Origin of the sequence: Hydrogenophaga sp. (assembly GCF_019635465.1) — a bacterium.
In the GTDB taxonomy this organism is placed as follows: domain Bacteria; phylum Pseudomonadota; class Gammaproteobacteria; order Burkholderiales; family Burkholderiaceae_C; genus Hydrogenophaga.
Map to the genome: position 1 here is coordinate 149,402 of NZ_JAHBZK010000003.1, position 24,018 is coordinate 173,419.

A 24,018-nucleotide genomic window follows, 5' to 3' on the forward strand; every position below is an offset into this window, starting at 1 on the left:
GGCGGCGGCAAGACCTTGGGGTGTTTGTTCAACACCAAACCGAGGTCTTTCATGCAAAGCATTGCCCCACTGTGGCTGTGGCTGGTCTTCGTCGCGTTCGTCCTGGCCGCCCTGTTCGTCGATTTCGTGCTGCTGCGCAAGCAGGGCGCCCACACCGTGGGTGTCAAAGAGGCGCTCAACTGGTCCATGGTCTGGATCGCGCTCAGCTTCCTGTTCAACGGCCTGCTCTGGTGGGCCATCAAGGACAGCACCGGCTCCACCGCGCTGGCCAATGAGAAGTCGCTGGAGTTCCTCACCGGCTACCTGATCGAGAAGAGCCTGGCGGTCGACAACATCTTTGTCTTCCTGCTGATCTTCAGCTACTTCGCGGTGCCGCCGGCGTACCAGAAGCGGGTGCTCATGATCGGCATCCTGGGCGCCATCGTGCTGCGCACGGTGATGATCCTGCTGGGTGGCTGGCTGCTGGCGCAGTTCCACTGGATCCTTTATGTGTTTGGCGGCTTCCTGGTGCTCACCGGCATCAAGATGTGGTGGGCCGCCGGGCAGGAGCCCAGCCTGGACGACAACCCCGCGCTCAAGCTGCTGCGCCGCCTCATGCCGGTGAGCGAGCGCTACGACGGCGAACGCTTCTTCACGATTGCGAACGGCAAGCGCATCGCCACGCCCTTGCTGATGGTGATCGCGCTGATCGGCGTCACCGACGTGATCTTCGCGGTCGACTCCATTCCGGCGATCTTCGCCATCACGCGCGACCCCTTCATCGTGCTCACCAGCAACGTCTTCGCCATCCTGGGCCTGCGCGCGATGTTCTTTCTGCTGCAAGCGGTGGCGGGCAAGTTCCACCTGCTCAACTACGGTCTGGCCGTCATCCTGGTGTTCATCGGCACCAAGATGATGCTGATCGACGTGTTCAAGATCCCGGTGGCGGTGTCGCTGGGGGTGGTGGTGGGCATCCTGGCCATCACCATGGTCTGGAGCGCAAAGACCGCACCGAACGCATGAGGCCCCCACACTCCGCCGCTGCACGAGTCGCTGCCCCCGTGGGGTGCTGATCCGCCTCGCGGCGGCCCGGCGGCGGATCGGTGGTGCGCTGGCCATAGCGCGGCGCACCACCGTGGCACGTCCGTTGCTTCAGCCTGGGGCATGCGCATCGACCTGCCCGATCTCGTCAGCACCACGGAAGCGCCATCGGCCGCCGCCTGGCGCGACCCGCTGGGCTTGCTGCTGGCCAGCACGGGGGAGGGCGTGTTCGGTGTCGACCTGGATGGGCTGTGTGTGTTCATCAACCACGCCGGCGCGCGCATGATCGGCTACGAACCCGCCGAGCTGCTGGGCTGCAACATGCACGAGCTGACCCACCACTCGCACGCCGACGGCGCGGCCTACCCGGTGGAAGACTGCCCCATCTTCAACGCCTTTCGCCAGGGCGAACCCTGCCGCATCGACACCGAGGTGTTCTGGCGCCGCGACGGCAGCGCGTTTCCGGTCGAGTACAGCAGTCACCCCATCGTCGACGGCGGCGAGGTGCGGGGCGCGGTGGTCACCTTCATCGACATCACCGAACGCCGGCGCGCGGCCGATGCCCTGCGTGCCGCCAAGAACGAGCTGGAGCTGCGTGTGCGTGAGCGCACGCACGCGCTGGAGACGGCACTGCATCAGGTGCGCGAGCTGGCCGCCCGCACCGACGCCGTTCGCGAAGAGGAGCGCACCCGCATCGCGCGCGAGGTGCACGACGAGCTCGGCAGCCTGCTGGTGGCGCTCAAGATGGACGTCAACTGGATGGACAAGCGCCTGTCCGAGCAGGCCCAGCGCCGCCCCGAAGACGCCGAGGGCATGCGCGAGCGCATGCGCTGCAAGTGCCAGAACATGAGCCACCTGATCGAGCGCGCGGTCGACAACGTGGGGCGCATCATCACCGACCTGCGTCCCAGCATCCTCGACCACCAGGGCCTGTGGGCGGCGCTCGAATGGCAGGCGCAGGAATTCGTGGCCAGTGCCGAAATGGCGCTCGACTGGCGCATGGACGTGGACGACGCCCCCGAGCCGCCCGAGGCGCTGGCGATCGCCGTCTTCCGCATCTTTCAGGAGATGCTCTCCAACGTCGGGCGTCACGCGCGTGCCCGTCGGCTGGCGGTGCACATCCGTCACCACGCCGGCCTGCTGCAGCTGTCGGTGCAGGACGATGGCGTCGGTGCACCCCCGCAGGCCTTCGAATCCGCCAATGCCTATGGCGTCATGGGCATGCGCGAACGCGCGCGGCACTTCGGGGGCGACATCCGGATCCACAGCAGCCTGGGCTGCGGCACGCACATGGAGCTGAGCATCGCCTTGTCCAGTGCGCCCGCGCCCGGGGAGGGCACATGAACAGCCAATTCAGCGAGGCCAGCCGCTTTGACTTGCTGGCCGACACCATCCGCGTGCTGATCGGCGACGACCACCGCATCGTGCGCGAGGGGCTCAAGCAGATCCTGGCCGACGCGCCCGATGTGACCGTGGTGGCCGAAGCGCAGAACGGCGAAGAGGTGCTGGCCAAGGTCTACGCGCTTGGCGGTGTCGAGGGGCTGGACCTCGTGCTGCTCGACGTTGCCATGCCGGGCATCGATGGCCTGGACGTGCTGCAGCGCCTGCGCAAGGAGCACCCGCAACTGCCGGTGCTCATGCTCAGCACCTACCCCGAACGCCAGTACGCGGTGCGCTGCATCCGCATGGGTGCCTGCGGCTACCTCAGCAAGAGCGCCGACCCCGACGACATGCTGCTGGCGGTGCGCAAGTGCGCCGGCGGCGGTCGCTACCTCACGCCCGCCACGGCCGAAGCGCTGGCCGCTGCCGTGGGCAGTGGCACCGCCCAGGCCGGGCCGGAGTCGCTATCGCATCGAGAGCACCAGGTTTACCGTCTGCTGACCCAGGGCCTGACCGTGAGCGAAATTGGTGCGAAGCTCGGCCTGGCACCCAACACGGTGAGCACCTACCGCGCACGCATCCTCGAAAAGACCGGCACCAAGAACGACGTCGAGCTCGCGCTGTACGCCGAACGGCACCGCGCGCAGCCCTGATCACGGATCGTCGACGCCGTTTGTAGGGGCGCCCCTACGTCGGCGCCGACAAGACTGCCGCGATTCGCCGGACGGTCGCTGCCCGGGCCGGCGTGGCCTGTCGATTGCAAGTCCCGACACCAGTTCAACGACGGAGGTGTCCCATGCAATCCACGCCCGAATCCCACGAGCCCGACCAACGCCTGCGGCTGCGCTGCGGCTGCGGCCTGCCCCACACCGTGGCCGAGCACATCGCCGATGCCGCGGCGTCCGAAGAGTCCACCGGGCTCGCGCTGCTCGAAGAGAGCCTGCTCAAGGCCCTGCTGCCGCAGGCGCCGGTGCGCCGCGCCTTTTTGAAGGCGGTGGGCCGGCGTACGGCGATGGCCGCCATCGCCAGCCTGTTCCCCATGGCCTCGCTGCAGGCCATGGCGCAGGACAAGGGCAAGCTGGAAAAGAGCGAGCTCAAGATCGGCTTCCTGCCCATCACCTGCGCCACGCCGCTGGTGGCCGCCGACCCGCTGGGCTTCTACGCGCGCGAAGGCCTAAAGGTCACGCTCAACCGCACCGCGGGCTGGGCGGTGGTGCGCGACAAGACGCTGGCCGGCGAGTTCGACGCCGCCCACATGCTCTCGCCCATGCCGCTGGCCATCAGCATGGGCCTGGGTGCCAACGCCACGCCCATGGTCATGCCCGCCATCGAGAACGTGAACGGCAACGCCATCACGCTGCACGTCAAGCACAAGGACAAGCGCGACCCCAAGCAGTGGAAGGGCATGCGCTTCGCGATCCCGTTCGACTACTCGATGCACAACTTCCTGTTGCGCTACTACCTGGCCGAGAACGGGCTCAACCCCGACACCGACGTGCAGCTGCGCGTGATGGCGCCGCCCGACATGGTGGCCAACCTGCGCGCCGAAAGCATCGACGGCTTCATCGTGGCCGAGCCTTTCAACCAGCGCGCGGTGTTCGACGGCGTGGGCTTCATCCACACCCTCACCAGCGAGATCTGGGACAACCACCCCTGCTGCGCCTTTGCCGCCACGCGCGGCTTCGTGGACACCAACCCCAACACCTTTGCGGCGCTGTTCCGCGCCATCGTGAGCTCCACCCTTCATTGCTCGAAGATGGAGAACCGCAAGGACGTGGCCAACGCCATCGCCGGCCCCAACTACCTCAACCAGCCCATCACCGTGCTGGAGCAGGTGCTGCTGGGCCGCTTCGCCGACGGCCTCGGTGCCGTGCGCAACGAGCCCAACCGCATCAACTTCGACCCCTTCCCGTGGCAGAGCATGGCCGTGTGGATGCTCACGCAGATGAAGCGCTGGGGCTACGTGAAGCAGGACATCCAGTACGCGCAGCTGGCCGAGCAGGTGTTCCTGGCCACCGACGCGCGCCGTCGCATGAGCGAGCTGGGCTTCACCGCGCCCACGGCCAACAGCAAGACGCACGTGATCATGGGCAAGACCTTCGACCCGGCCCAGCCCGAGGCCTATCTCAAGTCGTTTGCCATCGCCTCGCGCGGTTGAAGGCGTGCCGTTGCGTGCACCAAGTTGCACGCATCACGCCCACCGCGTTCACTTCTGGTGCGCTGCACCATCGCCCCAAGGCCCCGCTCGTCGGGGCCTTGCTGCTTGCGTTCGTGCAGCACAGAGCGCACAGGCACCGTTGGTCCGCCATTTGTAGGGCCACCCCTACAAGGCCTCGATAGCACCGGCACGAAATGCCCCGGTGGCCGTGCGTTGGCATGCCCACTGGCACGTCATCTGCAAAGGGAATGGCGTCTTCACTCAAGAGGTGCGCCATGTCCGAATTCTTCGATCCGTACAACGCCGACAAGCCCCTGATGCTCAAGTGCAGCTGCGGGCGCGACCACACCGTGGCCGATCACCAGGCCGAAGAAGCCAGTGCCACACAGGCCGCGGCCACGCTGCGCGAGCGCAGCGAAACCAGCGAGTTCGAGGCCTACAGCCGCGAGTTCATCGAGGCCACGCTGGTCAAGGCGCTGTTCCCGCAGGACGCGGTGCGCCGCAGCTTCCTGCGCGCGGTGGGCAAGGGCACGGCCATGGCTGCCATCGCCAGTGTGCTGCCGGTGGCCAGCCTGCAGGCCATGGCGCAAGAGAAGAAGTCGCTCGAGAAGACCAACCTCAAGATCGGCTTCATCCCGATCACCTGCGCCACGCCGCTGATCATGGCCCACCCCCTGGGCTTCTACAAACGCGAAGGCCTCAACGTCGAGGTCATCAAGACCGCAGGCTGGGCGCTCATCCGCGACAAGATGATCAACAAGGAGTACGACGCCACGCACTTCCTGTCGCCGATGCCGCTGGCCATCTCCATGGGCGTGGGCTCCAACAGCGTGCCCATGAACGTGGCCACCATCCAGAACACCAACGGCCAGGCCATCACGCTGCACGTCAAGCACAAGGACAAGCGCGACCCGAAGGAGTGGAAGGGCTTCAAGTTCGCCGTGCCGTTCGAGTTCTCGATGCACAACTTCCTGCTGCGCTACTACGTGGCCGAGCACGGGCTCAACCCCGACACCGACATCCAGATCCGCGTGGTGCCGCCGCCCGAGATGGTGGCCAACCTGCGCGCCGGCAACATCGACGGCTACCTCGGCCCTGATCCGTTCAACCAGCGCGCGGTGTACGACGAGGTGGGCTTTCTGCACGTGCTCACCAAGGACCTCTGGTACGGCCACCCCTGCTGCGCCTTCGGCACCAGCACCGAGTTCATCAAGCAGAACCCCAACACCTTCGCGGCGCTGTACCGCTCGGTGCTCACGGCCGCGGCCATGGCGCGCCAGGCCAAGAACCGCGAGCTCATTGCCAAGGTGATCTCGCCGCAGGCCTACCTCAACCAGCCCGAGACCGTGGTGGCGCAGGTGCTCACGGGCCGCTTTGCCGACGGCCTGGGCAAGATCCAGAACGTGCCCGACCGCGCCGACTTCGACCCGATGCCGTGGCAGAGCATGGCGGTGTGGATGCTCACGCAGATGCAGCGCTGGGGCTACGTCAAGGGCGACGTCAACTACAAGCAGATCGCCGAGCAGGTGTTCCTCATCACCGATGCGCGCAAGTACATGAAGGAGCTCGGCCAGGACTTCAAGGCCGGCCCCGCGTACGAGAAGCACACCATCATGGGCAAGGTGTTCGACCCGGCCAAACCGGTCGAGTACCTCAACAGCTTCGCCATCAAGAAGGCGTGACGCACCACCACCCGGGTGGGCGTGCACCGTCGCGCCGGCCCGGGTGGGTCAATCAGGACCCTGGCCATGAATCTCAACCTGCACTTGCGCGCCGCGCTGGTCTCGCTGTTGCTGCTGTTCGTCTTTGTGGGCGTGTGGCAGCTCGGCACCAGCACGGGCGACAGCGGCGCCGCCGTCTCCAACCTCACGCCGGAGGAGATCGAGTACGCCAAGCTCATGGGCAAGGACCCCACCGGCGCCACCACCAAGGCCTCCGGCTTCCCGCGCCCGGGCGATGTGGCCAAGGCCAGCTGGGGCCACCTGTCCAACCCGTTCTACGACAACGGGCCCAACGACAAGGGCATCGGCATCCAGCTCGGGCACTCGCTGGCCCGCGTGGGCCTGGGCTTTCTGCTGGCCATGCTGGTGGCCATTCCGCTGGGCTTTCTCATCGGCATGTCGCCGCTCATGCAGAAGGCCTTCGACCCCTTCGTGCAAGTGCTCAAGCCCATCAGCCCCCTGGCCTGGATGCCGCTGGCGCTCTACATCCTCAAGGACTCCAACGTCAGCGGCATCTTCGTGATCTTCATCTGCTCCATCTGGCCCATGATGATCAACACCGCCTTCGGCGTGGCCTCGGTCAAGCGCGACTGGCTGGCCGTGGCCGCCACGCTCGAGGTCAACCCGGTGCGCAAGGCCCTGCGCGTGATCCTGCCGGCGGCCGCACCCACCATCCTCACCGGCATGCGCATCAGCATGGGCATCGCGTGGCTGGTCATCGTCGCGGCCGAAATGCTCGTGGGCGGCACCGGCATCGGTTACTTCGTCTGGAACGAGTGGAACAACCTCTCGCTCACCAACGTGATCTTTGCGGTGCTGGTGATCGGCGTGGTCGGCATGTTGCTCGACCTGATGTTCGCGCAGCTGCAGAAGGCGGTGACCTATGTGGAGTGACAGCCGACAGTTCGGCGCGCCCGGCGCGTCCTTGAAGAAAGCCCCCGCCATGAGCGACACCACCTCCCGAGCCTTTCTGCAGATCGAGCAACTGAGCAAGGCCTACCAGGCCGACAAGCCGGTGTTCGCCGACGTGAGCTTCGGCATCGACAAGGGCGAGTTCGTCTGCATCATCGGCCACAGCGGTTGCGGCAAGACCACCATCCTCAACGTGCTGGCGGGTCTGGACACCGCCAGCTCGGGCCACGCGTTCATGGACGGGCGCGAGATCGCCGGGCCCAGCCTGGAGCGCGGTGTGGTGTTCCAGGGCCACGCGCTCATGCCCTGGCTCACCGTGCGCCAGAACATCGCCTTCGCGGTCAAGTCGCGCTGGCCCGATTGGGGCAAGGCCGAGACCGATGCACAGGTCGAGAAGTACGTCGCCATGGTTGGCCTGGCGCACGCCATCGACAAGAAGCCCTCGCAGCTCTCGGGCGGCATGAAGCAGCGCGTGGGCATTGCGCGCGCCTTCGCCATCCAGCCCAAGATGCTGCTGCTCGACGAGCCCTTCGGCGCGTTGGACGCGCTCACGCGCGGCACCATCCAGGACGAGCTCATGGCCATCGTGCGCGAGACGCACCAGACGGTGTTCATGATCACGCACGACGTGGACGAGGCCATCCTGCTGGCCGACCGCATCCTGCTCATGACCAATGGCAGCGAGGCCGATGGCGTCTACAAGCCCGGCGGGCTGGCCGAGGTCGTGGTCAACCCCTTGCCCCGCGAGCGCACCCGCACGCAGCTGCACCACCTCGATGGCTATTACGCACTGCGCAACCACATCGTCGATTTCCTCGTCACCCGGGCAAAGGCCCATTGATCCACCCCACCCACAACACAGTTCAAGAGGCAAACCATGAGCCGCATCGAAGTCACCGAAAAAATCGTCACCGCCAAGGTCTCCAAAGGCCTCAAGTGGGAAGACGTCGCGAAGAAGGTCGGTCAGTCCAAGGAATGGACGACCGCGCTGTGCCTGGGTCAGATGACCGCCACGCCCGCGCAAGCCAAGGTGCTGGGCAAGATCTTCGGCCTCACCGCGGAAGAGCAGAAGTGGCTGCAGGTCGTGCCCTACAAGGGCTCGCTGCCCACCACCGTGCCGACGGACCCGCTGATCTACCGCTTCTACGAACTGGTCAACGTCTACGGCACCACCTTCAAGGAACTCATCCACGAAGAGTTCGGCGACGGCATCATGAGCGCCATCGATTTCAAGATGGACCTCAAGCGCCAGAAGGACCCGAACGGTGACCGCGTGAACATCGTGATGTCGGGCAAGTTCCTGCCGTACAAGCAGTACTGACCCCCCGCGGCGCTGCGCGCCACCCCCCTGGGAGGGGGGCGACACCGGCGGACCGGCGAAGCCGGCTCCGTGGTGTCTGCTGGAGAACTCCCCTTCCTGCGTTGCGTCGCTCCCTTCTGAGCAGGAGTGCTGGCGCATGACCGATCAACGTCCCCCGATTCCACCGTTCACGCGCGAGACGGCGGTGCAGAAAGTGCGCATGGCCGAGGACGCGTGGAACACGCGCGACCCCGACCGCGTGGTGCGCGTCTACACCGAGGACACGCGCTGGCGCAACCGCGCGGAGTTTCCGACCGGGCGCGCCGAGGTGCACGCCTTCCTCACGCGCAAGTGGGCGCAGGAGCTGGACTACCGGCTCATCAAGGAGATCTGGGCCTTTGACACGCACCGCATCGCGGTGCGCTTCGTCTACGAATGGCGCGACGACTCGGGCCGCTGGTACCGCTCGCACGGCAACGAAAACTGGCAGTTCGACGCCGACGGCTACATGAGCCGTCGCCACGCCAGCATCAACGACCGACCCATCCACGAGAGCGAGCGGCTGTTCCACTGGCCATTGGGCCCGCGCCCGGCCAACCACCCCGGGTTGACCGAACTCGGGCTCTGAGAACGCCGGGCGGGAACCGGGCGCGCGCTACGGTGACTCAGGGGCTTGCCACGCAAGCCCGCCATGTACTGCCGCACCCTCAAATACCGCGATCCCTACGGCCGCTTCGACCTCCTGGTCGAAGAGCAACCCGACGGCTCCCTGCAGCTCTGGGAGTTCGACGTGCCCGGCGACCCGGCGCGGCGCCAGTACATCATCGACAAGATCGCCGACGGCCTGGTCAAGCAGGGCAAGCAGCTGCGCGTGGTGTGGGGGCAGAAGCGGGTGCAGCGGGCCAGTGCCAGCGGGCTGCCCTGGTAAGCGCCGAAGACGCGGGGCCTAGGCCTTCGGCAGCGGAATCCACTCGTCGTGATCGTCCGGCGGCAGCGCCATGCGCCCGGCCTGCCAGTCGGCCTTGGCCTGCTCGATGCGCTCCTTGCGCGAGGACACAAAGTTCCACCAGATGTGGCGCTCGCCCAGCGGCTCGCCACCAAAGAGCATGAGCGTGGCGTCGCTGCGCGCGGTCACCGCCGCATCGCCATCGTTGCCGAACACCAGCAACTGGCCGGGCACATAGACCTGGCCCGCGTGCTCGACTTCACCCTTGGCCACGTACAGCGCCTGCTCGGCGTGCCCGCCCGGCAGGCGCACCCGCGCCCCGGCGCGCGCCTGCACATGCACATGGAACAGCGGCGAGCGAGTCGCCACCGGGCTGGTCGCGCCAAAGGCCGAACCCACCACCAACCGCATCCACACACCGTCTTCGTCGATCGTCGGCAGCTCGGCCTTGCCCGTATGTGCAAACGCCGGCGCCATCTCCTCGTCTTCGGCCGGCAGCGCCACCCAGCTCTGCATCAGCTCCAGCCCGCCGCCCGCAAACGACTGCGGGTGCGTGAAGCGCTCGCTGTGGCTGATGCCCCGGCCCGCGGTCATCCAGTTCACGTCGCCGGGCTCGATGTCCATCACCGTGCCCAGGCTGTCGCGGTGCGTCATCGAGCCACTGAGCAGGTAGCTCACCGTGGCCAGGCCGATGTGCGGGTGCGGCCGCACGTCCGCGCCCTTGATGGCATCGGCCGGCAGCGTCACCGGCCCCGCGTGGTCCCAGAAGATGAACGGCCCCACCATGCGCCGCTTGGCATAAGGCAGCACCCGCCGCACCGTCAACCCATGGCCCAGGTCGGCGGCGCGCGCGGTGATGACGGTCTCAAGCATGGGGGTCTCCTTGGTTGGAGCGGCGATTGTGGCGGGCGGGGGCGAGTTTGTCCGCAGGCGCGCGGGTTGACCGCACGGGCGGGTGCGGCAAGGGGGAAGGTGGTGGGCGCGTCTGGCAGCTATGGGCCTGGCGCTGCCTCGGCTAGCATGACGGTCATCGGCCAGAAGCGGACATTCTTACCGCGAACGGTGAAGCTCTTTAGGTAATCGTGACCTGAATAGGGATGGGCAAGGAATGCAGGCATCACTACTTGGCACAGCGGTCGCCGTTTCGCTTGCGATTGGCGCTGCAGGCTGCACTTCTGAAGGACCGGCGCTGGTCCAGGGGAAGAACGGTGCTGTGGTTGACCAGCCGAGGTTCATGGCCATGCCCGGGAAAGATCTAGAACTGGCTGCGATGGAGGCGAGGAATAGCCTTCCGGAGTTCAGGAAGCTAATTCAGGTACTTGGGGACGGTGCTTACCCACCACTGGTTAAATTTCGCATACCAGATGCCGAAGACACTTGGCTTTGGCTCGTCGTCCAAGAGGCTAAAGAAACGGGTTTTGTCGCGGCGGTATTCGAGGCTCCTCCCGAATTGCCACAGCTGAAAGTCGGAACTCGTCGGTGGCTCCCAGACACTGAAGTTGGCGACTGGATGATTGTGGGAAAGCAAGGGGTTGTACACGGCGCCTACTCGCTGCGCCTCCAAAGGGAGCGACTACCACATGATCAGCGGGCAACCTTTGATCTACACATCGGTGCGCAAAGTTATGCACCGTTGCCACGCTAGCCCTTCGTGCGTGAGGACACCTCTGTCATTTCGGTTTTCTCCGCAATCAGTTCCCCAGTCGGGAGTGTCGCAGATGGGCCCGAAGCAGAAACTCAACCAGGAGCCTTGGATCGTCGAAGCAACCTGCCAGCTGTCAGTCTGGGCTGCTGCCGGTTTCAAAGACACCTTGTTAAGGTGGAAGATCAAACCGGCAGGCGCCCACAGGCCACGATCATGTGAGTGGATCGTCGGCAACTTTGGGCTCGTTCTTTTGCTCATGCACGATGGCTAGCGCTACTTGCACTGCAATCGTTTCCGCAGCCTTCTGCCATGACCAGCCCTCTGGCATGCACGCGGTGTCGACCTCAGATAGGGCGAACATCACCCGCTCCTCGATGGTCTCGCGCGCCCAAGTCACTCGCTCCCTATCGAGGCTCAGACCTTTAGCTATTCGATGCGCTAGAACCAGGTCGTTGGCCAAACGCAGGTGTTTTCGCAGCTCGCTGACGTCAATGCCGTCGATGTCCATGGGGCGATTTTGATTCGTGCTCCACTGGTCGACTAGTCCTTCGATCACCTCCGACACTGGCTGCGTCAGGTATGCCAGACGCGCCTCGCGCATCTCTGGGTACTGTGAAGCAGACGTGCGCTGCCTTGAGTCAGAGATGAGAAGTACCATAGTCGCATGCCTAACCTCGCTCAAACGCTCAAACAAGAGATATCGCGCATCGCTCGCAAGGAGGTCCGAGAGGACATTGCGGCACTTCGCAAGGCCGTTACAGCCCATCGGTCTGAAATCGCCTCATTGAAGCGGACAGTCAAAGAGCTCGGCACTCAGCTCCGTTCGGCGCAGAAAGCAGCGAAGCGTGCCGCGCCTCAAGCTGTTGAGCAAATGGAAACGAGCAGGCCAGGGCGCAAGCGAAGCTTCAGTGCCGATCGACTAAAGGCGAAGCGCCAGGCTCTAGGGATGAGTCAGGCGCAGATGGCGCAACTCCTCGGCATTTCTTCTCTCAGCTTGTGGAAGTGGGAGTCCGGGCAGGTAAGTCCGCGCGCTTCAATGCTTGAGCGGTACTTTGTGGCGATGAACATGGGTAAGCGCGAGGCGTGGAACGTGATCGACGCCAACTGACCTCAACGTCGGCTTGCTCGCACTAGACAGCGGATGCGGCACGGTTGTAGGCCAGCACAGTCAGGCTCACCTCCGTGCTCACGCCGTCCAGTCGCCTGGTCAGGAAGTGGGTGTGGCACATCCAGTGTTTGAAGGTCCCGAAGTCGTGCTCCACCGTGCGCCTGCGCACGCGCATGGCCTCTGGCATGCGATCCAGACACCGCTGGGCGGCCTCCAGCACATCCTCATGCTCCCAGCGGCTGATGCGCCTGTGGCCGACATGACCTACGTGCTCACCTGGACAGGGATCCTGTACCTGGCGGTGGTCATCGACGTGTGGAGCCAGCGTGTGGTGGGTTGGTCCATGGGGGAGCGCATGACGGCCGACCTGGTGCTCTCGGCGCTCAACATGGCGCTGCTGGGCTAGTCGTCTCCGCCAAGCTCCCAGAGATAGATATCGAAGACGCGTTCCGTGAACCACGGTCTTTGAACCAGGGCAAGCAATCGATCGTCATCCGGCGCGTCCGCAGGCAAGAATGCCCGAATCTTTGGAAGCCGTATTGCCGCATCGAGTATGGCTTGCTTGTTCTCCTTGTATGCCTTCTTCCAGGATTTGCAGTACGCGCCGTAGTCCCCCCGCCTTCCCTCGTGGCCAAACACATCTCTGAGCGCGTCGAACGCCCGAGCGTCATAGATGATCGGCTTGCGATTGGAGAGCCACAACAACTTTGAGGCTGCAGAGACGTTGTATCGAAATCCAGCCTTCTCATAGAAACGAGCAAGGGCCGACACCTTTTGTTCAACAGAAAGGCCGCTTTGTGCGCGCACTTCAAGAAGCTTGCCTCGCACGACCCTGGCTCTTGGCTCTTTGTCGAGTCCCCTGAAATTGCGCGCGATCATGAAGTAGCTCAGAGCGGCGCGAAGATAGTCAAGCTTCGGCTCGACCTGGCGAACTCTCAGATAGTGCGTCTGCTCCTTACGCAGCCATTGGTGAAGGTATCGCAATGCACAGTACTCAAACGTGTCTTTGCCCTGAGTTGATGCCATGTGGGTTGTTGCCGCTTGAGTTGAGTTTTACCCAAGTCCTTCGAAATCCTGCTTGGGTGCCATCGTGAATCAATGGGCGCATTGTGGAGCCCCGCTTCTGCTCGATGGCAGGGATACTAACGCAGGCCTATGGAGGCAGGGACTGCGGTCATCAAGCGCCGACCTGCCAATGACAAAGCTCCCAGCAGATTGCGCTGCATGGGGGCTTGTTCAATGTTTTCAGGCGAACGCGATTTGCTCGCGTGTGGCCAGGTGTTCAGCGACCACAGCGAACCCGGCGCGCTCAATGCTCGACAGGTTCTTCATCGCCAGCTTGACGATCCGTTGCGCGTCTTGCGAAATGGCGCTCGAAATGTGTTCGAAGGCCTTCGAAAGCAAGATGGCTAGAACTTGGCGCTCTCCTTTGCTTTCTTTGCATCCTCTTCGAGCCGTTTCTTCCTTTGGCTTGCCTCGTCCGCGGCTTTTACCTGCTGCGCTAGGCGGTTTAACGTGGGAGAGGAGTATTCGATCTCAACGACCCGCGCTTTGAGTTCTCTGTTATCTAGGACGGTGATCTCCAGCGTCTCATCGGGGGAGTATCCCCATCCGTACTTCGTTCGAATGCTGCCATCGCGACCTCTCTCCAGATGGCGCCCCTTGCCATACTTGCGCTTAACAAGACTCTCAATCTCCTGAATCTGATCGCCCATTGATAGAGGGTTAGGGATAAACTGCAGTCTGACGCCCACCAGTCGCGAGTCTACAAATTGCGCACTTCCCGTGAACGGCAGATCGGATATCACGCCTTTGAAAGCGACCACGAACCTGCCCCTCGTCTTGTCGAATTCGAAATATTTGTCGAGGCTGTAGCCGGCGGCCTTGATCTTCTGTTCTGCCTGGTCTCGGTTGTCGCCCCAAGCAAGGTTGGAAAAGCTGTACTTCTGAGCCGCGTGTGCGCGCGCGAGCGATCCCGATAGGACAGCCGCCAAGAGTAGCGATCTCCTCTTGATTCCCCACCGGTGGGTTGGCATCGATTTGGCCCTTTCGTAGGTGAACTGAGTCCCTATGCTCAATGGCTGCGCGCAGCGGGCGCGCATTGCTCGCACGGGGAACATGCTATTCGATCTGATCCTCTACTCGGTACAGATGTTGGGTGAACCGTTCGCATGGAATGGCTTGCAGTTCGCCAATGAAAAAGCCCCCAGCAGATTGCTCTGCGTCGGGGTTTGTTCAATGGTTTCAGGCGAACGCGTGTCGCTCGCGTCCAGCCAGGTGATCAGCGACCACAGGGGTTGCGTAGCGGCCGTCGCGACACTGGCCAGCAGGACTTTGAGGCGACGCTCGAACACCAGGTGCGCGATGAACAGAAGGCCGAGCGCCCCGGCGAAAGCCGCCATGGCCGACAGCGGGCCGACCGTGAAAAGCAGAAGGATGCTCCAGGACAGGAGCGAGCAGCCAATCGCGAAGAAGATTTCGCGCCCAGCGCGTATGGGGTGACAACCGACTTAACAGCGCCGGACGTCTTCTACCCCCGAAAGCGAATGCTTCCACACTGACCAAAACGCCCGCTTCGGGCCGATGTCCGCCATGCTTGCTGAGGCCGAGCTGGGCCGTAGGGGAGGCGGCATAGGCAAGGTGGAGGCGTGCCCCATCTAGTCGCAGAACTCCAAGAGCCAAAGTGCATGGGCCTTTATGGACCCTTCCGCTCGCGGTATCAAATTCGTCAATGCAGCTCTTGTTTCAGCGTGCAGTTCAGGTATCTCAAGCAATGCGGCAGTGAATCCGTCATTGTCGAGACCCTCGTCGAACCCTCGCTGGTACGCAGCAAGTAGCTCTGCAATGACCTGCGGGCCAAGCAATTCAGCCAGAGGCCAAGCGGCTGCTTCTCGAACAAAAAAGTTCGGATGCTTGAGCAGTTCGAGAAGGCGTGGGGCATCTTCGATCAGGGCTGCAGCGTGTAGTCGCTCGCACGCCATAACTGCGATCGGAACATCTCGACTTTGGAGCTCCGCTTCAATCTCGCACCACGTGTGCTCATCGAGCATCGCTTCTCACCCCCTATGTCCGCTTCTGGCCGAAGGCAGTCATCCTAGCCCAGCCCCCTCCGCCAGCCCATCAACCTCACCGCGGCGAACGCTCGCCCGCTTTGCGCACCCCGCTAAGGTGGGGCGGTCTGGCCCGCGGCAGGTCGGGCAGGTGCTGGTGGGGCAGGGTGGTGGGTGCATGGCCTGTGGCCAGCCACTCGTCGTAGAAGGCGATCTTGCCGTCGATGAGGGCGAGTGCCTGAACCCATTGGGCGATGGTGGCCTGGGCGCGTTCCTTGTGTGCCTGCAGCAGTGCCTTGCGTTGGCGCAGGCTGCCTTTGCCCTGCCGCACCAGCGTCGTGTACTCGCGCATGTCTGCGATGGACATGCCGGTGCAGCGCAGACGGTCCATCAGGTCCAGCCAGTCCAGGTGCATGGGGTGGTAGACGCGCCGGCCCGCTGCGTCGCGCGCCACGCCAGGCATCAGCCCTTGCGACTCGTACCAGCGGATGGTGTGCACGCTGCGCTGGCTGCGCGCTGCCAGTTCGCCGATGCGCAAACCCGCCTCGCTCATGTGCCTGTCCTTTCTGGCGGGGTCAGAACCGCTTCGGCCAGCGCGGTGTCCATGTACTCGGTCAGTTCCTTGAGTTGCCCGCCTTCCAGGCGGCAGACGTAGCAGTACTGGTTGTTGTAGGGCTGGCCGGCCTTGGTGGTCACGCGGCCCTGGCATTCGACCACCACGTGCTCGCCCTCCGCAATGAAGCGCGAGGCGGTGTTGGTGTAGCGCTCGGCGAATTGCGCCAGCAGGGGCGCGAGCAGTTCGTCGCGCACCGCGCGCTTGCCGCGGTACGTGCCCCGCCAGGGGCCGATGCTTTTGAAAGTCCAGCAGAAGTCGTCGGCCATGGCGTCCACGAATGGCCGGCCGTCGCCCTGGGCGAGCGCTGAAAGAATCGATTGCATGAGGGCTTTGTTCGCTTGCATGGTGCATCTCCAGTCGTCACAGGTTCGGGGACACCCATTGGGCAAGCTGGAGTGCACTCTATGTCAATAGGCGGCGCTGCGGTGGCCCTGCCGACCAGGGTCTCACGCCTGCGCGAGCGGGTTGAATGCCGTGGGTGCGGCCGAGGCCCGGCGCCCTTTGCGGCCCGCCAGCGGGCAATCCGCAAAACAGCTTACGGTCTTGCCGCTGTCGGCCTTGCGCGCCAGTTCGTCGGGAATCGCCTGAGCCAGCCATTGCATCAGTAGGCGCACGCGCGCGTTGCCACGCACATCGGGGTGGTGCAGCAGCCACAGGCCCATGGACTGGCCTTCGATTGGCGGGGTGATGCGCACCAGGCCCGGCTCCTGCGCGGCGGCGAACATCGGCAGCACGACCGCGCCGATGCCGGCGGCGCCGGCCTTCAGCATGGCCGGCAGCGAGTCGGCCTTCATGCGGGGACGCACCTCGGGCAGCGCCTTCACGAACCATTGCGCAATGCCGGTGTAGGCGATGCGTTCGTCAAAGCCGATCCACGGCAGGGTCTGCAGCACCGGTTGCACGTCGCTGCGGCGCGGCAGCAGCGAGCGCGCGGCGTAGATGGCGTAGCGCAGCTCCCCGACCGGTCGCCCCACCATCGAATCGGGTGGACGGGCGGTGGCCCGCAAGGCCAGGTCGGCTTCGCGCCGCGTCAGATCGACCGCGCGGTTGGACACGTCGGCTTCGATCTCCACGCCGGGGTGCGCCGCCAGAAAGCGCTGCAGCAGCGCTGGCAACAGGTAGCCCGCCAGCATCTCGCTGGTGGCCAGGCGGATCACGCCTTCCACGCGGGCGTCCGAGCCGCTGATGGCGCGTTCGGCCGACAGGGCCGCGGCTTCCATCTCGGCGGCCGCGGCCGCCACCGCCTCGCCTTGCAGGTTGGGCCGCCACCCGGCGCGCGAGCGCTCGAAGAGCTTGGCGCCGGCGCGCGCCTCGACCTCTTCGATGCGACGGAACACGGTGGAGTGACGCAGCGCGAGGTCGCGGGCTGCGCCGTTGAGGCTGCCTGCGCGGGCCACGGCCAGCACCATGCGCAGGTCGTTCCAATCCAGCGTGCTTGTGCGACTGTGCAAACTCTTTTTGCCCACTTTCGGAATTTCCTTGTTCAGATCGACAACCCATCATAGGCGCACCTCAACACACAGGACGTCGAACATGAACCGCTTCACACACAAAACCCTGCTTGTCACCGGTGGCACCAGTGGCATCGGCCTGGCCACGGCGCAACGCCTCGCGGACGAAGGCGCGCACGTCATCGTCACCGGCTCGCGGCCGTCGTCGCTGGACGCTGCCCGTGGCGTGCTGGGCGAGCGCGCCCACTACCTGCTCAACGACGCGGGCGACCCCGCCGCCGCACAGGCCCTGACCGCGGCCGTCCAGGCGATCACACCGCAGCTGGACGGCGCCTTCTTCAATGCCGGCTTTGGTCGCTTCCAGTCGCTGGAAGACGTGACGGCCGAGGAGTTCGATGCCCAGTACGCGGTCAACGTGCGTGGCCCGTTGCTGCAGGCGCGTGCCTTGTCGCCCTTGCTGGCCGACGGCGCCGCGCTGCTGCTCAACACCTCGGTGGCGCGCGAGAAGGGCTTTGGCTCGATGGCGATCTACGCCTCCACCAAGGGCGCAGTGCGCACCCTGACCCGCGTCCTGGCGCGCGAACTGGCGCCGCGCCACATCCGAGTCAATGCGGTGAGCCCCGGCCCCATCGAAACCGCCTTCTTCGACCGCACGGGCATGCCCGCCACGGCGGTGGCCGAGTTCGGTCAGGCCGTGTTGCAGCAGGTGCCGCTGGGCCGCTTCGGCAGGCCCGACGAGGTGGCGGCGGTGGCGGCCTTCCTGCTCTCGAATGACGCCTCATTCGTTACCGGTGCCGAGTACGTGGTGGACGGTGGTATCGCGCAGCTCTGAGGTGCGCGGCGGCTCAGGCCTGCGGCAACAACTTCCCCGCCATCGCCGCCGCCGCCGTGCGCGTCTCCACGCCGAGCTTTTCGAACACGTGCTCCAGGTGCTTGTTCACGGTGCGGTGGCTCATGCCGAGGATGTCGGCGATGTCGCGGTTGGTCTTGCCCTTGGCCAGCCACGACAGCACCTCGGTCTCGCGCGGGGTGAGGGCGATGTCGCGCAGGTGTTGGGCGTTGATGTTGTCGGCCGGGGCGAGGTTGAGCACCAGCATCGACTCGCCCAGACCGCCCTGGCCGAGGTTGCGCGCATGCAACCGCCCCTGGCCCAGGCCGACGCCGGCCATGCTCTCGCGACGCGCCTTGCTCAGCCACTGGGCGGCGCGTTCGCGTGCGGCGGCGTCGGTGCCGAAGGCCTGCTCCAGCCACACCATGGCCTGGGGCGAACGCCAGGCCACGCGGCCCAGCGAGTCGAGCAGCACCGTGCCCATGCCGGCCACGTCCACCGCCTCCTGGGCCAAGCGTGCCACGCGGGCGTTGCGCACGTGGGTGGCCAGGCGGGCCATCACCTCGGGGATGCGCAGCGGCTTGACCACATAGTCCACGCCGCCACTGGCAAAGCCGCGCAGGATCTGTTCGCTCTCGGACAGGCCGGTCATGAACACCACCGGCACGTGCGACCACGCAGGCGTGGCCTTGATGCGCTCGCACAGGTCGAAGCCGTCCATGCCGGGCATCACCGCGTCCAGCAGCACACCGTCGGGGATGGCCACTTCAAAGCGTTCGATGGCTTCCTGCGCGTCGCGCGCGGCCATCACCACGTAGCCCTCGGCCACCAGCGCGTCGCCCAGCATGCGCAGGGTGTCGAGCGAGTCGTCCACCACCAGGATCACCGGCTGGGCGACGCCGGTGGACGCACTGGCCGATGTTGTGCCGGTGGGGGCGGTCGGGGTCTCAGACGAGGGTGTCATCGTCGGCATGCTCTTCGGTGTCTCTCAGGTAGTCGGTCAGTGTCTGGAAGTCGAAGCGCTCGGCGCAGGCCAGCAGCATGGCCAGTGTGGCGGCGTGCGCGGGTTCGTCACCCTGGGCCTGCCACAGGCGCTGGCGCAGCGCCGCGGCCTGGCCCTGGCGCGCCAGGCGCTGCAGTTCCTCGCGCAGGGCGGCAGGCAGCGGCAGGCCGCTGCGGCGCAGGCGCCCGGTGTCGGTGGCCGGGGCGCTCAGCGCGGCCTCGGTCACCCATTCCAGCTCCAGCGCGTCGCGCACGGCATCCAGCAGCTCCGACTCGCTGATCGGTTTGGCCACGAAGCCCTGGTAGTCGAGGTTGTCGAACTCGGGCGGGCGGTTGTCGAGCAGGTTGGCCGAGACGAAGACGATCGGCAACTGCGACGACGGCAGCAGTCGGCGCACCGCCTCGGCGGTCTGCCAGCCGTCCAGGCCGTCCATGGTCAGGTCCAGCAGCAAGATGTCGGGCGGGTGCTGCTCGATGATCTCCAGGCACTCCTGGCCACTGGCGGCCTCGCGCACCAGAAAGCCCAGCGGCACCAGGATGCTGGCCAGCAGCTGCCGGTGCAGGGCCTGGTCGTCCACCACCAGCACCGTGCGGCGCTCGCCCAGGTAGCCGGTGATGGTGCGCATGGCCGAGGGCATCTCCATCGGGTGCTGGGGGTCGGTGGGGATGGCGGGCAGGTACAGCCGCAGCGAGAAGGTGCTGCCCTTGCCCGGCGCACTCTTGAGCAGCAGCTCGCCGCCCATCATGTCGGTCAGCAAATGGGTGATGGTCAGGCCCAGGCCGGTGCCCGAGTCGGCCGCGCGGCGCCCGGCGCTGCCGCGCTCGTAGGGCAGAAAGATGCGCTTCTGGTCCTGCTCGGCGATGCCGATGCCGGTGTCCACCACGTCGATGCGCGCCACCTGCTGTCGAAAGTCCAGCCGCAGCGTGACCTGACCCTCGTCGGTGAAGCGCACCGCATTGCTCAGCAGGTTGATGAGAATCTGGCGCAGCCGCTTGGCGTCGGCGCGCACCCAGGCCGGCAGCTCGCCCTTGTGCTCGACGGTGAAGCGCAGGCCCTTGGCCTCGGCCTGCGGTCGCACCATGCGCTCCACGTCCTGCAGCAGCGACTGCAGCGGCAGCGGCACCGGGTCCAGCCGCAGGCGGCCGGCCTCGATGCGCGCGAGGTCGAGCGAGCCGTCGATGAGCGCGTGCATGTGCGTGCCGCTGCGCTGCATGGTGGCGATGGTCTCGCGCACCCAGACCGAGATCTCGCTGTTTTTGAGCAGGATCTGCGCGTAACCCAGGATGCTGGTGAGCGGCGTGCGCAGCTCGTGTGTCATACCGGCCACATAGCGCGTCTTGGCCTGGCTGGCGGCCTCGGCGCGATCGCGCGCCGACTGCAGCTCGGCGTCGGTGCGCTGGTGGGCCTCGATCTCGCGCGTGAGCAGCTGCGTCTGCCGCTCGGACTCGTCCTGCGCCATGCGGCGGCTGTCGGTGGTGAGCACCACCCACCACGAGCACACCGCCGCGAACAGCACCAGAAAGGCGTAGATCTTGAGCAGCGGCAACTGCAAGGCGTGCGCGGTGCCGTGCAGGCTCTCCTGCGCGTAGACCATGCCCATGAGCAGCGCCACGATGGCGCAGATGGACAGCCACACCAGCAGGAACTGCCCGGCACGAAAGTTCACCCGCGCGGCCAGGCCCTGCGGCAACACATTGCCCAGCCAGCCGCGCAGCTGGTCGATGGCGCGCGCGTTGGTCTTGCAACGGTCGTGGCAGCGCGATTCAAGCGAGCAGCACAACGAGCAGATCGGCGCACGGTAGGCCGGGCAGCTGGCCATGTCTTCCGACTCGAACTGGTTCTCGCACACGGCGCAGCGCACCACCTGGCCGGGCGCCCAGTCCTGCGCCGGCTGGCGCGCCAGGTAGTAGCGGCCCTTGGTGGCCCAGGCCAGCAAGGGCGACAGCAGCAAGGCCAGACCCAGCGCGATGAAGGGTGAGAAGGCCTCGGCCACCTCGCCCAGCACGCCGCTGTAGGCCACGCTGGCCACGAGCGCCGCGATGATCATCGAGCCCATGCCCACCGGGTTGAAGTCGTACAGGTAGGCGCGGCGGAACTCGATGCCGCGCGGGCTCAGGCCCAGCGGCTTGTTGATGATGAGGTCGGCCACCAGCGCGCCGACCCAGGCGATGGCGACGTTGCTGTACACGCCCAGCACCTTCTCGATGCCGGCGAACACGCCCAGCAGCATCAGCAAGGTGGCGATGGCCACGTTGAACACCAGCCACACCACGCGCCCGGGGTGGCTGTGCGTCACCCGCGCGAAGAAGTTGCTCCAGGCCAGCGAGCCCGCGTAGGCGTTGGTCACGTTGATCTTGATCTGCGCCAGGATCACGAACACCACCGTCATCAGCACCGCCAGCCCGGGGTGGCCCACCGCCTGGGTGAAGCCGGCCAGAAACATCTGCGTGGGCTCGGCCGTGCGCTCGGTGGGCACCTCGAACTGCATGGCGGCAAAGGCCAGGAAGGCGCCGCCCAGCATCTTGAGCATGCCCATGACGATCCAGCCCGGCCCGGGGATCAGCACCGCCAGCCACCAGCGCACGCGGTTCTTCGCGGTGCGCTCGGGCATGAAGCGCAGAAAGTCCACCTGCTCGCCGATCTGCACCACCAGCGAGAAGATCACCGCCGCTGCGGCGCCGAACATCAGCGGCTGGAACCCGCTGCTGCCCGAGCGCAGGCCGGTCAGCGACGTGAAGTCGCGGTACAGCTGCGGCTGCGACAGCGCGATCCACACGAACGGCAGCAGCAGCAGAAACAGGTACAGCGGCTGCGTCCACACCTGCAGGCGCGAGATCAGGGTGATGCCCTTCATGGCCAGCGGGATCGCCACCACCGCCGAAACCAGGTAGCACACCGGCAATGGCCAGTCGGTGGCCAGCTGCAGGGCCAGCGCCATGATCACCGCCTCGATGGCGAAGAAGATGAAGGTGAACACCGCGTAGATCAGCGAGGTGATCGTCGAGCCGAGATAGCCAAAGCCCGCGCCCCGGGTCAGCAGGTCCATGTCCAGGCCGTGGCGCGCGGCGTAGTAGGCGATGGGCAGGCCGGTGAAAAAAATGATCAGGCCCACCACCAGGATGGCCCACATGGCGTTGGTGAAGCCGTAATTGACGGCAATGGCGCCGCCGATCGCCTCCAGCGCCAGGAACGACAGCGAGCCGAACGAGGTGTTGGCCACGCGCCACTCGCTCCATTTCCGGAAGCTGCGCGGCGCGTAACGCAGCGCGTAGTCCTCCATGGTCTCGTCGGCCACCCACGAGTTGTATTCGCGGCGGAAGCGAAAGATCTTCTGCGCGGCAATGGGTTGGGCGGAGTCGGGCAGGGCCATGCCCCTACCCCTATCAAGAACCGTACCCGGGCCGCAGCGAAGCCGGGTGCCATGCGTCGAACGGTCGTTTTGGCGGGGAGCGAATGGTGTGCGTACGCACCACCTACGTTATTTGACTTATGGGCGCTCCCGAGGGTCTTCCCTAGTCTTCGTTCCGGTCGGCACGTTGCCGGTTCTTCAGTCCCAACCGCCCCAGGAGCACCCTCATGAAGCATTCCTCCGATCCGAAAGACCTCATGCTCGAAACGCCGGAGGCCAGCCGCCGCCGCGTGCTGCAGATGCTGGGCGCGGCCTCGCTGGCCGGCCTGCCCGCCTGGAGCTTCGGTCAGCCCACCGCGCAGGTGAACACGACCAAGCTCGCCATCACCGACACCGAAGTCACCGTCGGCCAGCTGCACTCGTCCACCGGCACCATGGCCATCTCCGAGACCGGCTCCATCCAGGCCGAGCAGCTCGCCATCGACGAAATCAACGCCATGGGCGGCATCCTGGGTCGCAAGATCAAGGTCATCAAGGAAGACGGCGCCTCCGACTGGCCGACGTTTGCCGAGAAGTCCAAGAAGCTGCTCATCAACGACCGCTGCGCCGCCGTCTTCGGCTGCTGGACCTCGGCCTCGCGCAAGGCCGTGCTGCCGGTGTTCGAGAAAGAGAACGGCCTGCTGTACTACCCCACCTTCTACGAAGGCCTGGAGCAGTCCAAGAACGTGATCTACACCGGCCAGGAAGCCACCCAGCAGATCCTGTACAGCCTGGACTGGGCCAAGAAGGACAAGGGTGCCAAGACCTTCTTCCTCATCGGCTCCGACTACATCTGGCCGCGCACCTCGATGAAGATCGCGCGCAAGCACATCGAGAACTTCCAGAAGGGCAAGGTCGTCGGCGAGGAGTACTACCCGCTGGGCAGCACGAACTTCGGTTCGCTGATGAACAAGATCAAGCTGCAAAAGCCCGACTGCATCTTTGCCGCCGTGGTGGGTGGCTCCAACGTGGCGTTCTACAAGGCCCTCAAGGCCGCCGGCATCACCGGCGACAAACAGCTGCTGGTCACGCTGTCGGTCACCGAAGACGAGATGACCGGTGTGGGCGGTGAAAACTTCAAGGGCTTCTACTCGTCCATGAAGTACTTCCAGTCGCTCGAGAACGAGAACAACAAGAAGTTCGTTGCCGCCTTCAAGGCCAAGTACGGCAAGGATGCGGTGATCGGCGACGTGACCCAGGCCGGCTACCTCGGCCCCTGGCTGTGGAAGGCCGCGGTCGAGAAGGCCAAGAGCTTCGACGTCGACAAGGTGGTCGCCGCCTCCGAGACCGGCATCGAACTCAAGACCGCGCCCGAGGGCTACGTCAAGCTCGATCCGAACCACCACCTGTGGAGCAAGTCGCGCATCGCCATGGGCATGCCGGACGCCACGTTCAAGGTGGTCTCGGAGTCGCCGGAGCTGATCAAACCCGATCCGTTCCCGAAAGGCTACCAGTAAGCAGACCCCGCCGCGGCGCGTGTGCGCCGCGGCT

The 24,018-nt window shown here is 65.4% G+C and carries 27 protein-coding genes and 1 pseudogene; 15 read left to right on the top strand and 13 right to left on the bottom strand.

Annotated elements, in window-relative coordinates:
* The first annotated feature begins 51 nt into the window (after nucleotides 1-51).
* The 10 genes from KF871_RS03620 to KF871_RS03665 all read left to right on the top strand — a co-directional run bounded on the left by KF871_RS03620 (nucleotide 52) and on the right by KF871_RS03665 (nucleotide 9,419).
* On the top strand, nucleotides 52-1,002 hold the full coding sequence (locus KF871_RS03620; RefSeq protein WP_291138460.1) for a TerC family protein: 951 nt from the start codon (nucleotides 52-54) through the stop codon (nucleotides 1,000-1,002).
* A gap of 141 nt (nucleotides 1,003-1,143) precedes the next feature.
* Nucleotides 1,144-2,364: a PAS domain S-box protein gene (locus KF871_RS03625; RefSeq protein WP_291138463.1), complete on the top strand. Its 1,221-nt coding sequence runs from the start codon at nucleotides 1,144-1,146 to the stop codon at nucleotides 2,362-2,364.
* A complete protein-coding gene (locus KF871_RS03630) occupies nucleotides 2,361-3,053 on the top strand; it encodes a response regulator transcription factor (RefSeq protein WP_291138467.1) in 693 nt (230 codons plus the stop codon). Before KF871_RS03625 ends, KF871_RS03630 begins: the two co-directional genes overlap by 4 nt.
* A 143-nt stretch (nucleotides 3,054-3,196) precedes the next feature.
* Entirely contained in the window at nucleotides 3,197-4,558 is a 1,362-nt protein-coding gene (locus KF871_RS03635; protein WP_291138471.1) for a CmpA/NrtA family ABC transporter substrate-binding protein, read from the top strand.
* A 275-nt stretch (nucleotides 4,559-4,833) separates the two neighbouring features.
* On the top strand, nucleotides 4,834-6,240 hold the full coding sequence (locus KF871_RS03640) for a CmpA/NrtA family ABC transporter substrate-binding protein (RefSeq protein WP_291138474.1): 1,407 nt from the start codon (nucleotides 4,834-4,836) through the stop codon (nucleotides 6,238-6,240).
* A 66-nt stretch (nucleotides 6,241-6,306) separates the two neighbouring features.
* Nucleotides 6,307-7,173, top strand: coding sequence for a nitrate ABC transporter permease (ntrB, locus tag KF871_RS03645; protein WP_291138477.1), 867 nt, complete (start codon nucleotides 6,307-6,309; stop codon nucleotides 7,171-7,173).
* 49 nt (nucleotides 7,174-7,222) lie between these two features.
* Complete coding sequence (locus KF871_RS03650) at nucleotides 7,223-8,032, top strand: ABC transporter ATP-binding protein (protein ID WP_291138480.1); 810 nt, start codon at nucleotides 7,223-7,225, stop codon at nucleotides 8,030-8,032.
* 36 nt (nucleotides 8,033-8,068) lie between these two features.
* Nucleotides 8,069-8,512, top strand: a complete 444-nt coding sequence (cynS, locus tag KF871_RS03655; protein WP_291138483.1) for a cyanase — start codon at nucleotides 8,069-8,071, stop codon at nucleotides 8,510-8,512.
* 136 nt (nucleotides 8,513-8,648) lie between these two features.
* Nucleotides 8,649-9,119, top strand: a complete 471-nt coding sequence (locus KF871_RS03660) for a nuclear transport factor 2 family protein (RefSeq protein WP_291138486.1) — start codon at nucleotides 8,649-8,651, stop codon at nucleotides 9,117-9,119.
* A 63-nt stretch (nucleotides 9,120-9,182) separates the two neighbouring features.
* Nucleotides 9,183-9,419: a hypothetical protein gene (locus KF871_RS03665; protein ID WP_291138489.1), complete on the top strand. Its 237-nt coding sequence runs from the start codon at nucleotides 9,183-9,185 to the stop codon at nucleotides 9,417-9,419.
* An 18-nt stretch (nucleotides 9,420-9,437) separates the two neighbouring features.
* Here KF871_RS03665 and KF871_RS03670 read toward each other — a convergent pair whose 3' ends face one another.
* Nucleotides 9,438-10,310 (bottom strand): pirin family protein, encoded by an 873-nt coding sequence (locus KF871_RS03670; RefSeq protein WP_291138492.1) that lies wholly within the window; start codon nucleotides 10,308-10,310, stop codon nucleotides 9,438-9,440.
* A gap of 367 nt (nucleotides 10,311-10,677) precedes the next feature.
* Here KF871_RS03670 and KF871_RS18760 point away from each other — a divergent pair, with 367 nt between their 5' ends.
* Complete coding sequence (locus KF871_RS18760) at nucleotides 10,678-11,082, top strand: DUF2314 domain-containing protein (RefSeq protein WP_367172034.1); 405 nt, start codon at nucleotides 10,678-10,680, stop codon at nucleotides 11,080-11,082.
* Nucleotides 11,083-11,293: 211 nt separating this feature from the next.
* On the opposite strand, the gene KF871_RS03675 is transcribed toward KF871_RS18760, so the two are convergent.
* Complete coding sequence (locus KF871_RS03675; RefSeq protein ID WP_291138495.1) at nucleotides 11,294-11,590, bottom strand: hypothetical protein; 297 nt, start codon at nucleotides 11,588-11,590, stop codon at nucleotides 11,294-11,296.
* A 156-nt stretch (nucleotides 11,591-11,746) separates the two neighbouring features.
* On the opposite strand from KF871_RS03675, the gene KF871_RS03680 reads away from it, so the two are divergent.
* A complete protein-coding gene (locus KF871_RS03680; RefSeq protein WP_291138497.1) occupies nucleotides 11,747-12,190 on the top strand; it encodes a helix-turn-helix transcriptional regulator in 444 nt (147 codons plus the stop codon).
* Between the two features lie 22 nt (nucleotides 12,191-12,212).
* Here the strand turns inward: KF871_RS03680 and KF871_RS03685 are convergent, their stop codons facing one another.
* Complete coding sequence (locus tag KF871_RS03685; protein ID WP_291138500.1) at nucleotides 12,213-12,410, bottom strand: transposase; 198 nt, start codon at nucleotides 12,408-12,410, stop codon at nucleotides 12,213-12,215.
* Nucleotides 12,411-12,440: 30 nt separating this feature from the next.
* Here KF871_RS03685 and KF871_RS03690 point away from each other — a divergent pair.
* Nucleotides 12,441-12,587: pseudogene (locus KF871_RS03690) on the top strand (DDE-type integrase/transposase/recombinase); the annotation flags it as partial.
* A gap of 5 nt (nucleotides 12,588-12,592) precedes the next feature.
* Here KF871_RS03690 and KF871_RS03695 read toward each other — a convergent pair.
* The 8 genes from KF871_RS03695 to KF871_RS03730 form a co-directional block, all read right to left on the bottom strand.
* A complete protein-coding gene (locus KF871_RS03695) occupies nucleotides 12,593-13,216 on the bottom strand; it encodes a hypothetical protein (protein WP_291138502.1) in 624 nt (207 codons plus the stop codon).
* A gap of 219 nt (nucleotides 13,217-13,435) precedes the next feature.
* Entirely contained in the window at nucleotides 13,436-13,594 is a 159-nt protein-coding gene (locus tag KF871_RS03700) for a hypothetical protein (RefSeq protein WP_291138505.1), read from the bottom strand.
* A gap of 5 nt (nucleotides 13,595-13,599) precedes the next feature.
* Nucleotides 13,600-14,226, bottom strand: coding sequence for a hypothetical protein (locus KF871_RS03705; RefSeq protein ID WP_291138508.1), 627 nt, complete (start codon nucleotides 14,224-14,226; stop codon nucleotides 13,600-13,602).
* 102 nt (nucleotides 14,227-14,328) lie between these two features.
* Nucleotides 14,329-14,592: a hypothetical protein gene (locus KF871_RS03710; RefSeq protein ID WP_291138511.1), complete on the bottom strand. Its 264-nt coding sequence runs from the start codon at nucleotides 14,590-14,592 to the stop codon at nucleotides 14,329-14,331.
* A 255-nt stretch (nucleotides 14,593-14,847) separates the two neighbouring features.
* Nucleotides 14,848-15,240: a hypothetical protein gene (locus KF871_RS03715; RefSeq protein ID WP_291138514.1), complete on the bottom strand. Its 393-nt coding sequence runs from the start codon at nucleotides 15,238-15,240 to the stop codon at nucleotides 14,848-14,850.
* A gap of 76 nt (nucleotides 15,241-15,316) precedes the next feature.
* The gene (locus KF871_RS03720; RefSeq protein ID WP_291138518.1) at nucleotides 15,317-15,793 is read right to left on the bottom strand and encodes a MerR family transcriptional regulator; all 477 of its coding nucleotides are present in this window, start codon (nucleotides 15,791-15,793) and stop codon (nucleotides 15,317-15,319) included.
* Nucleotides 15,790-16,200 (bottom strand): nuclear transport factor 2 family protein, encoded by a 411-nt coding sequence (locus KF871_RS03725; RefSeq protein ID WP_291138521.1) that lies wholly within the window; start codon nucleotides 16,198-16,200, stop codon nucleotides 15,790-15,792. Before KF871_RS03725 ends, KF871_RS03720 begins: the two co-directional genes overlap by 4 nt.
* A gap of 102 nt (nucleotides 16,201-16,302) precedes the next feature.
* Nucleotides 16,303-17,307, bottom strand: coding sequence for a LysR family transcriptional regulator (locus KF871_RS03730; RefSeq protein WP_291138524.1), 1,005 nt, complete (start codon nucleotides 17,305-17,307; stop codon nucleotides 16,303-16,305).
* 82 nt (nucleotides 17,308-17,389) lie between these two features.
* On the opposite strand from KF871_RS03730, the gene KF871_RS03735 reads away from it, so the two are divergent.
* On the top strand, nucleotides 17,390-18,139 hold the full coding sequence (locus KF871_RS03735) for an SDR family oxidoreductase (protein WP_291138527.1): 750 nt from the start codon (nucleotides 17,390-17,392) through the stop codon (nucleotides 18,137-18,139).
* 13 nt (nucleotides 18,140-18,152) lie between these two features.
* Here KF871_RS03735 and KF871_RS03740 read toward each other — a convergent pair whose 3' ends face one another.
* Together KF871_RS03740 and KF871_RS03745 are read right to left on the bottom strand one after the other, a co-directional pair.
* Nucleotides 18,153-19,100, bottom strand: a complete 948-nt coding sequence (locus tag KF871_RS03740; RefSeq protein ID WP_291138530.1) for a DNA-binding response regulator — start codon at nucleotides 19,098-19,100, stop codon at nucleotides 18,153-18,155.
* On the bottom strand, nucleotides 19,084-22,509 hold the full coding sequence (locus tag KF871_RS03745) for an ATP-binding protein (protein WP_291138533.1): 3,426 nt from the start codon (nucleotides 22,507-22,509) through the stop codon (nucleotides 19,084-19,086). The genes KF871_RS03740 and KF871_RS03745 overlap by 17 nt, the downstream gene beginning before the upstream one ends.
* Before the next feature lie 206 nt (nucleotides 22,510-22,715).
* Between KF871_RS03745 and urtA the strand changes: the two genes are divergently transcribed.
* Entirely contained in the window at nucleotides 22,716-23,984 is a 1,269-nt protein-coding gene (urtA, locus tag KF871_RS03750; RefSeq protein WP_291138535.1) for an urea ABC transporter substrate-binding protein, read from the top strand.
* The last annotated feature ends 34 nt before the right edge of the window (nucleotides 23,985-24,018 follow it).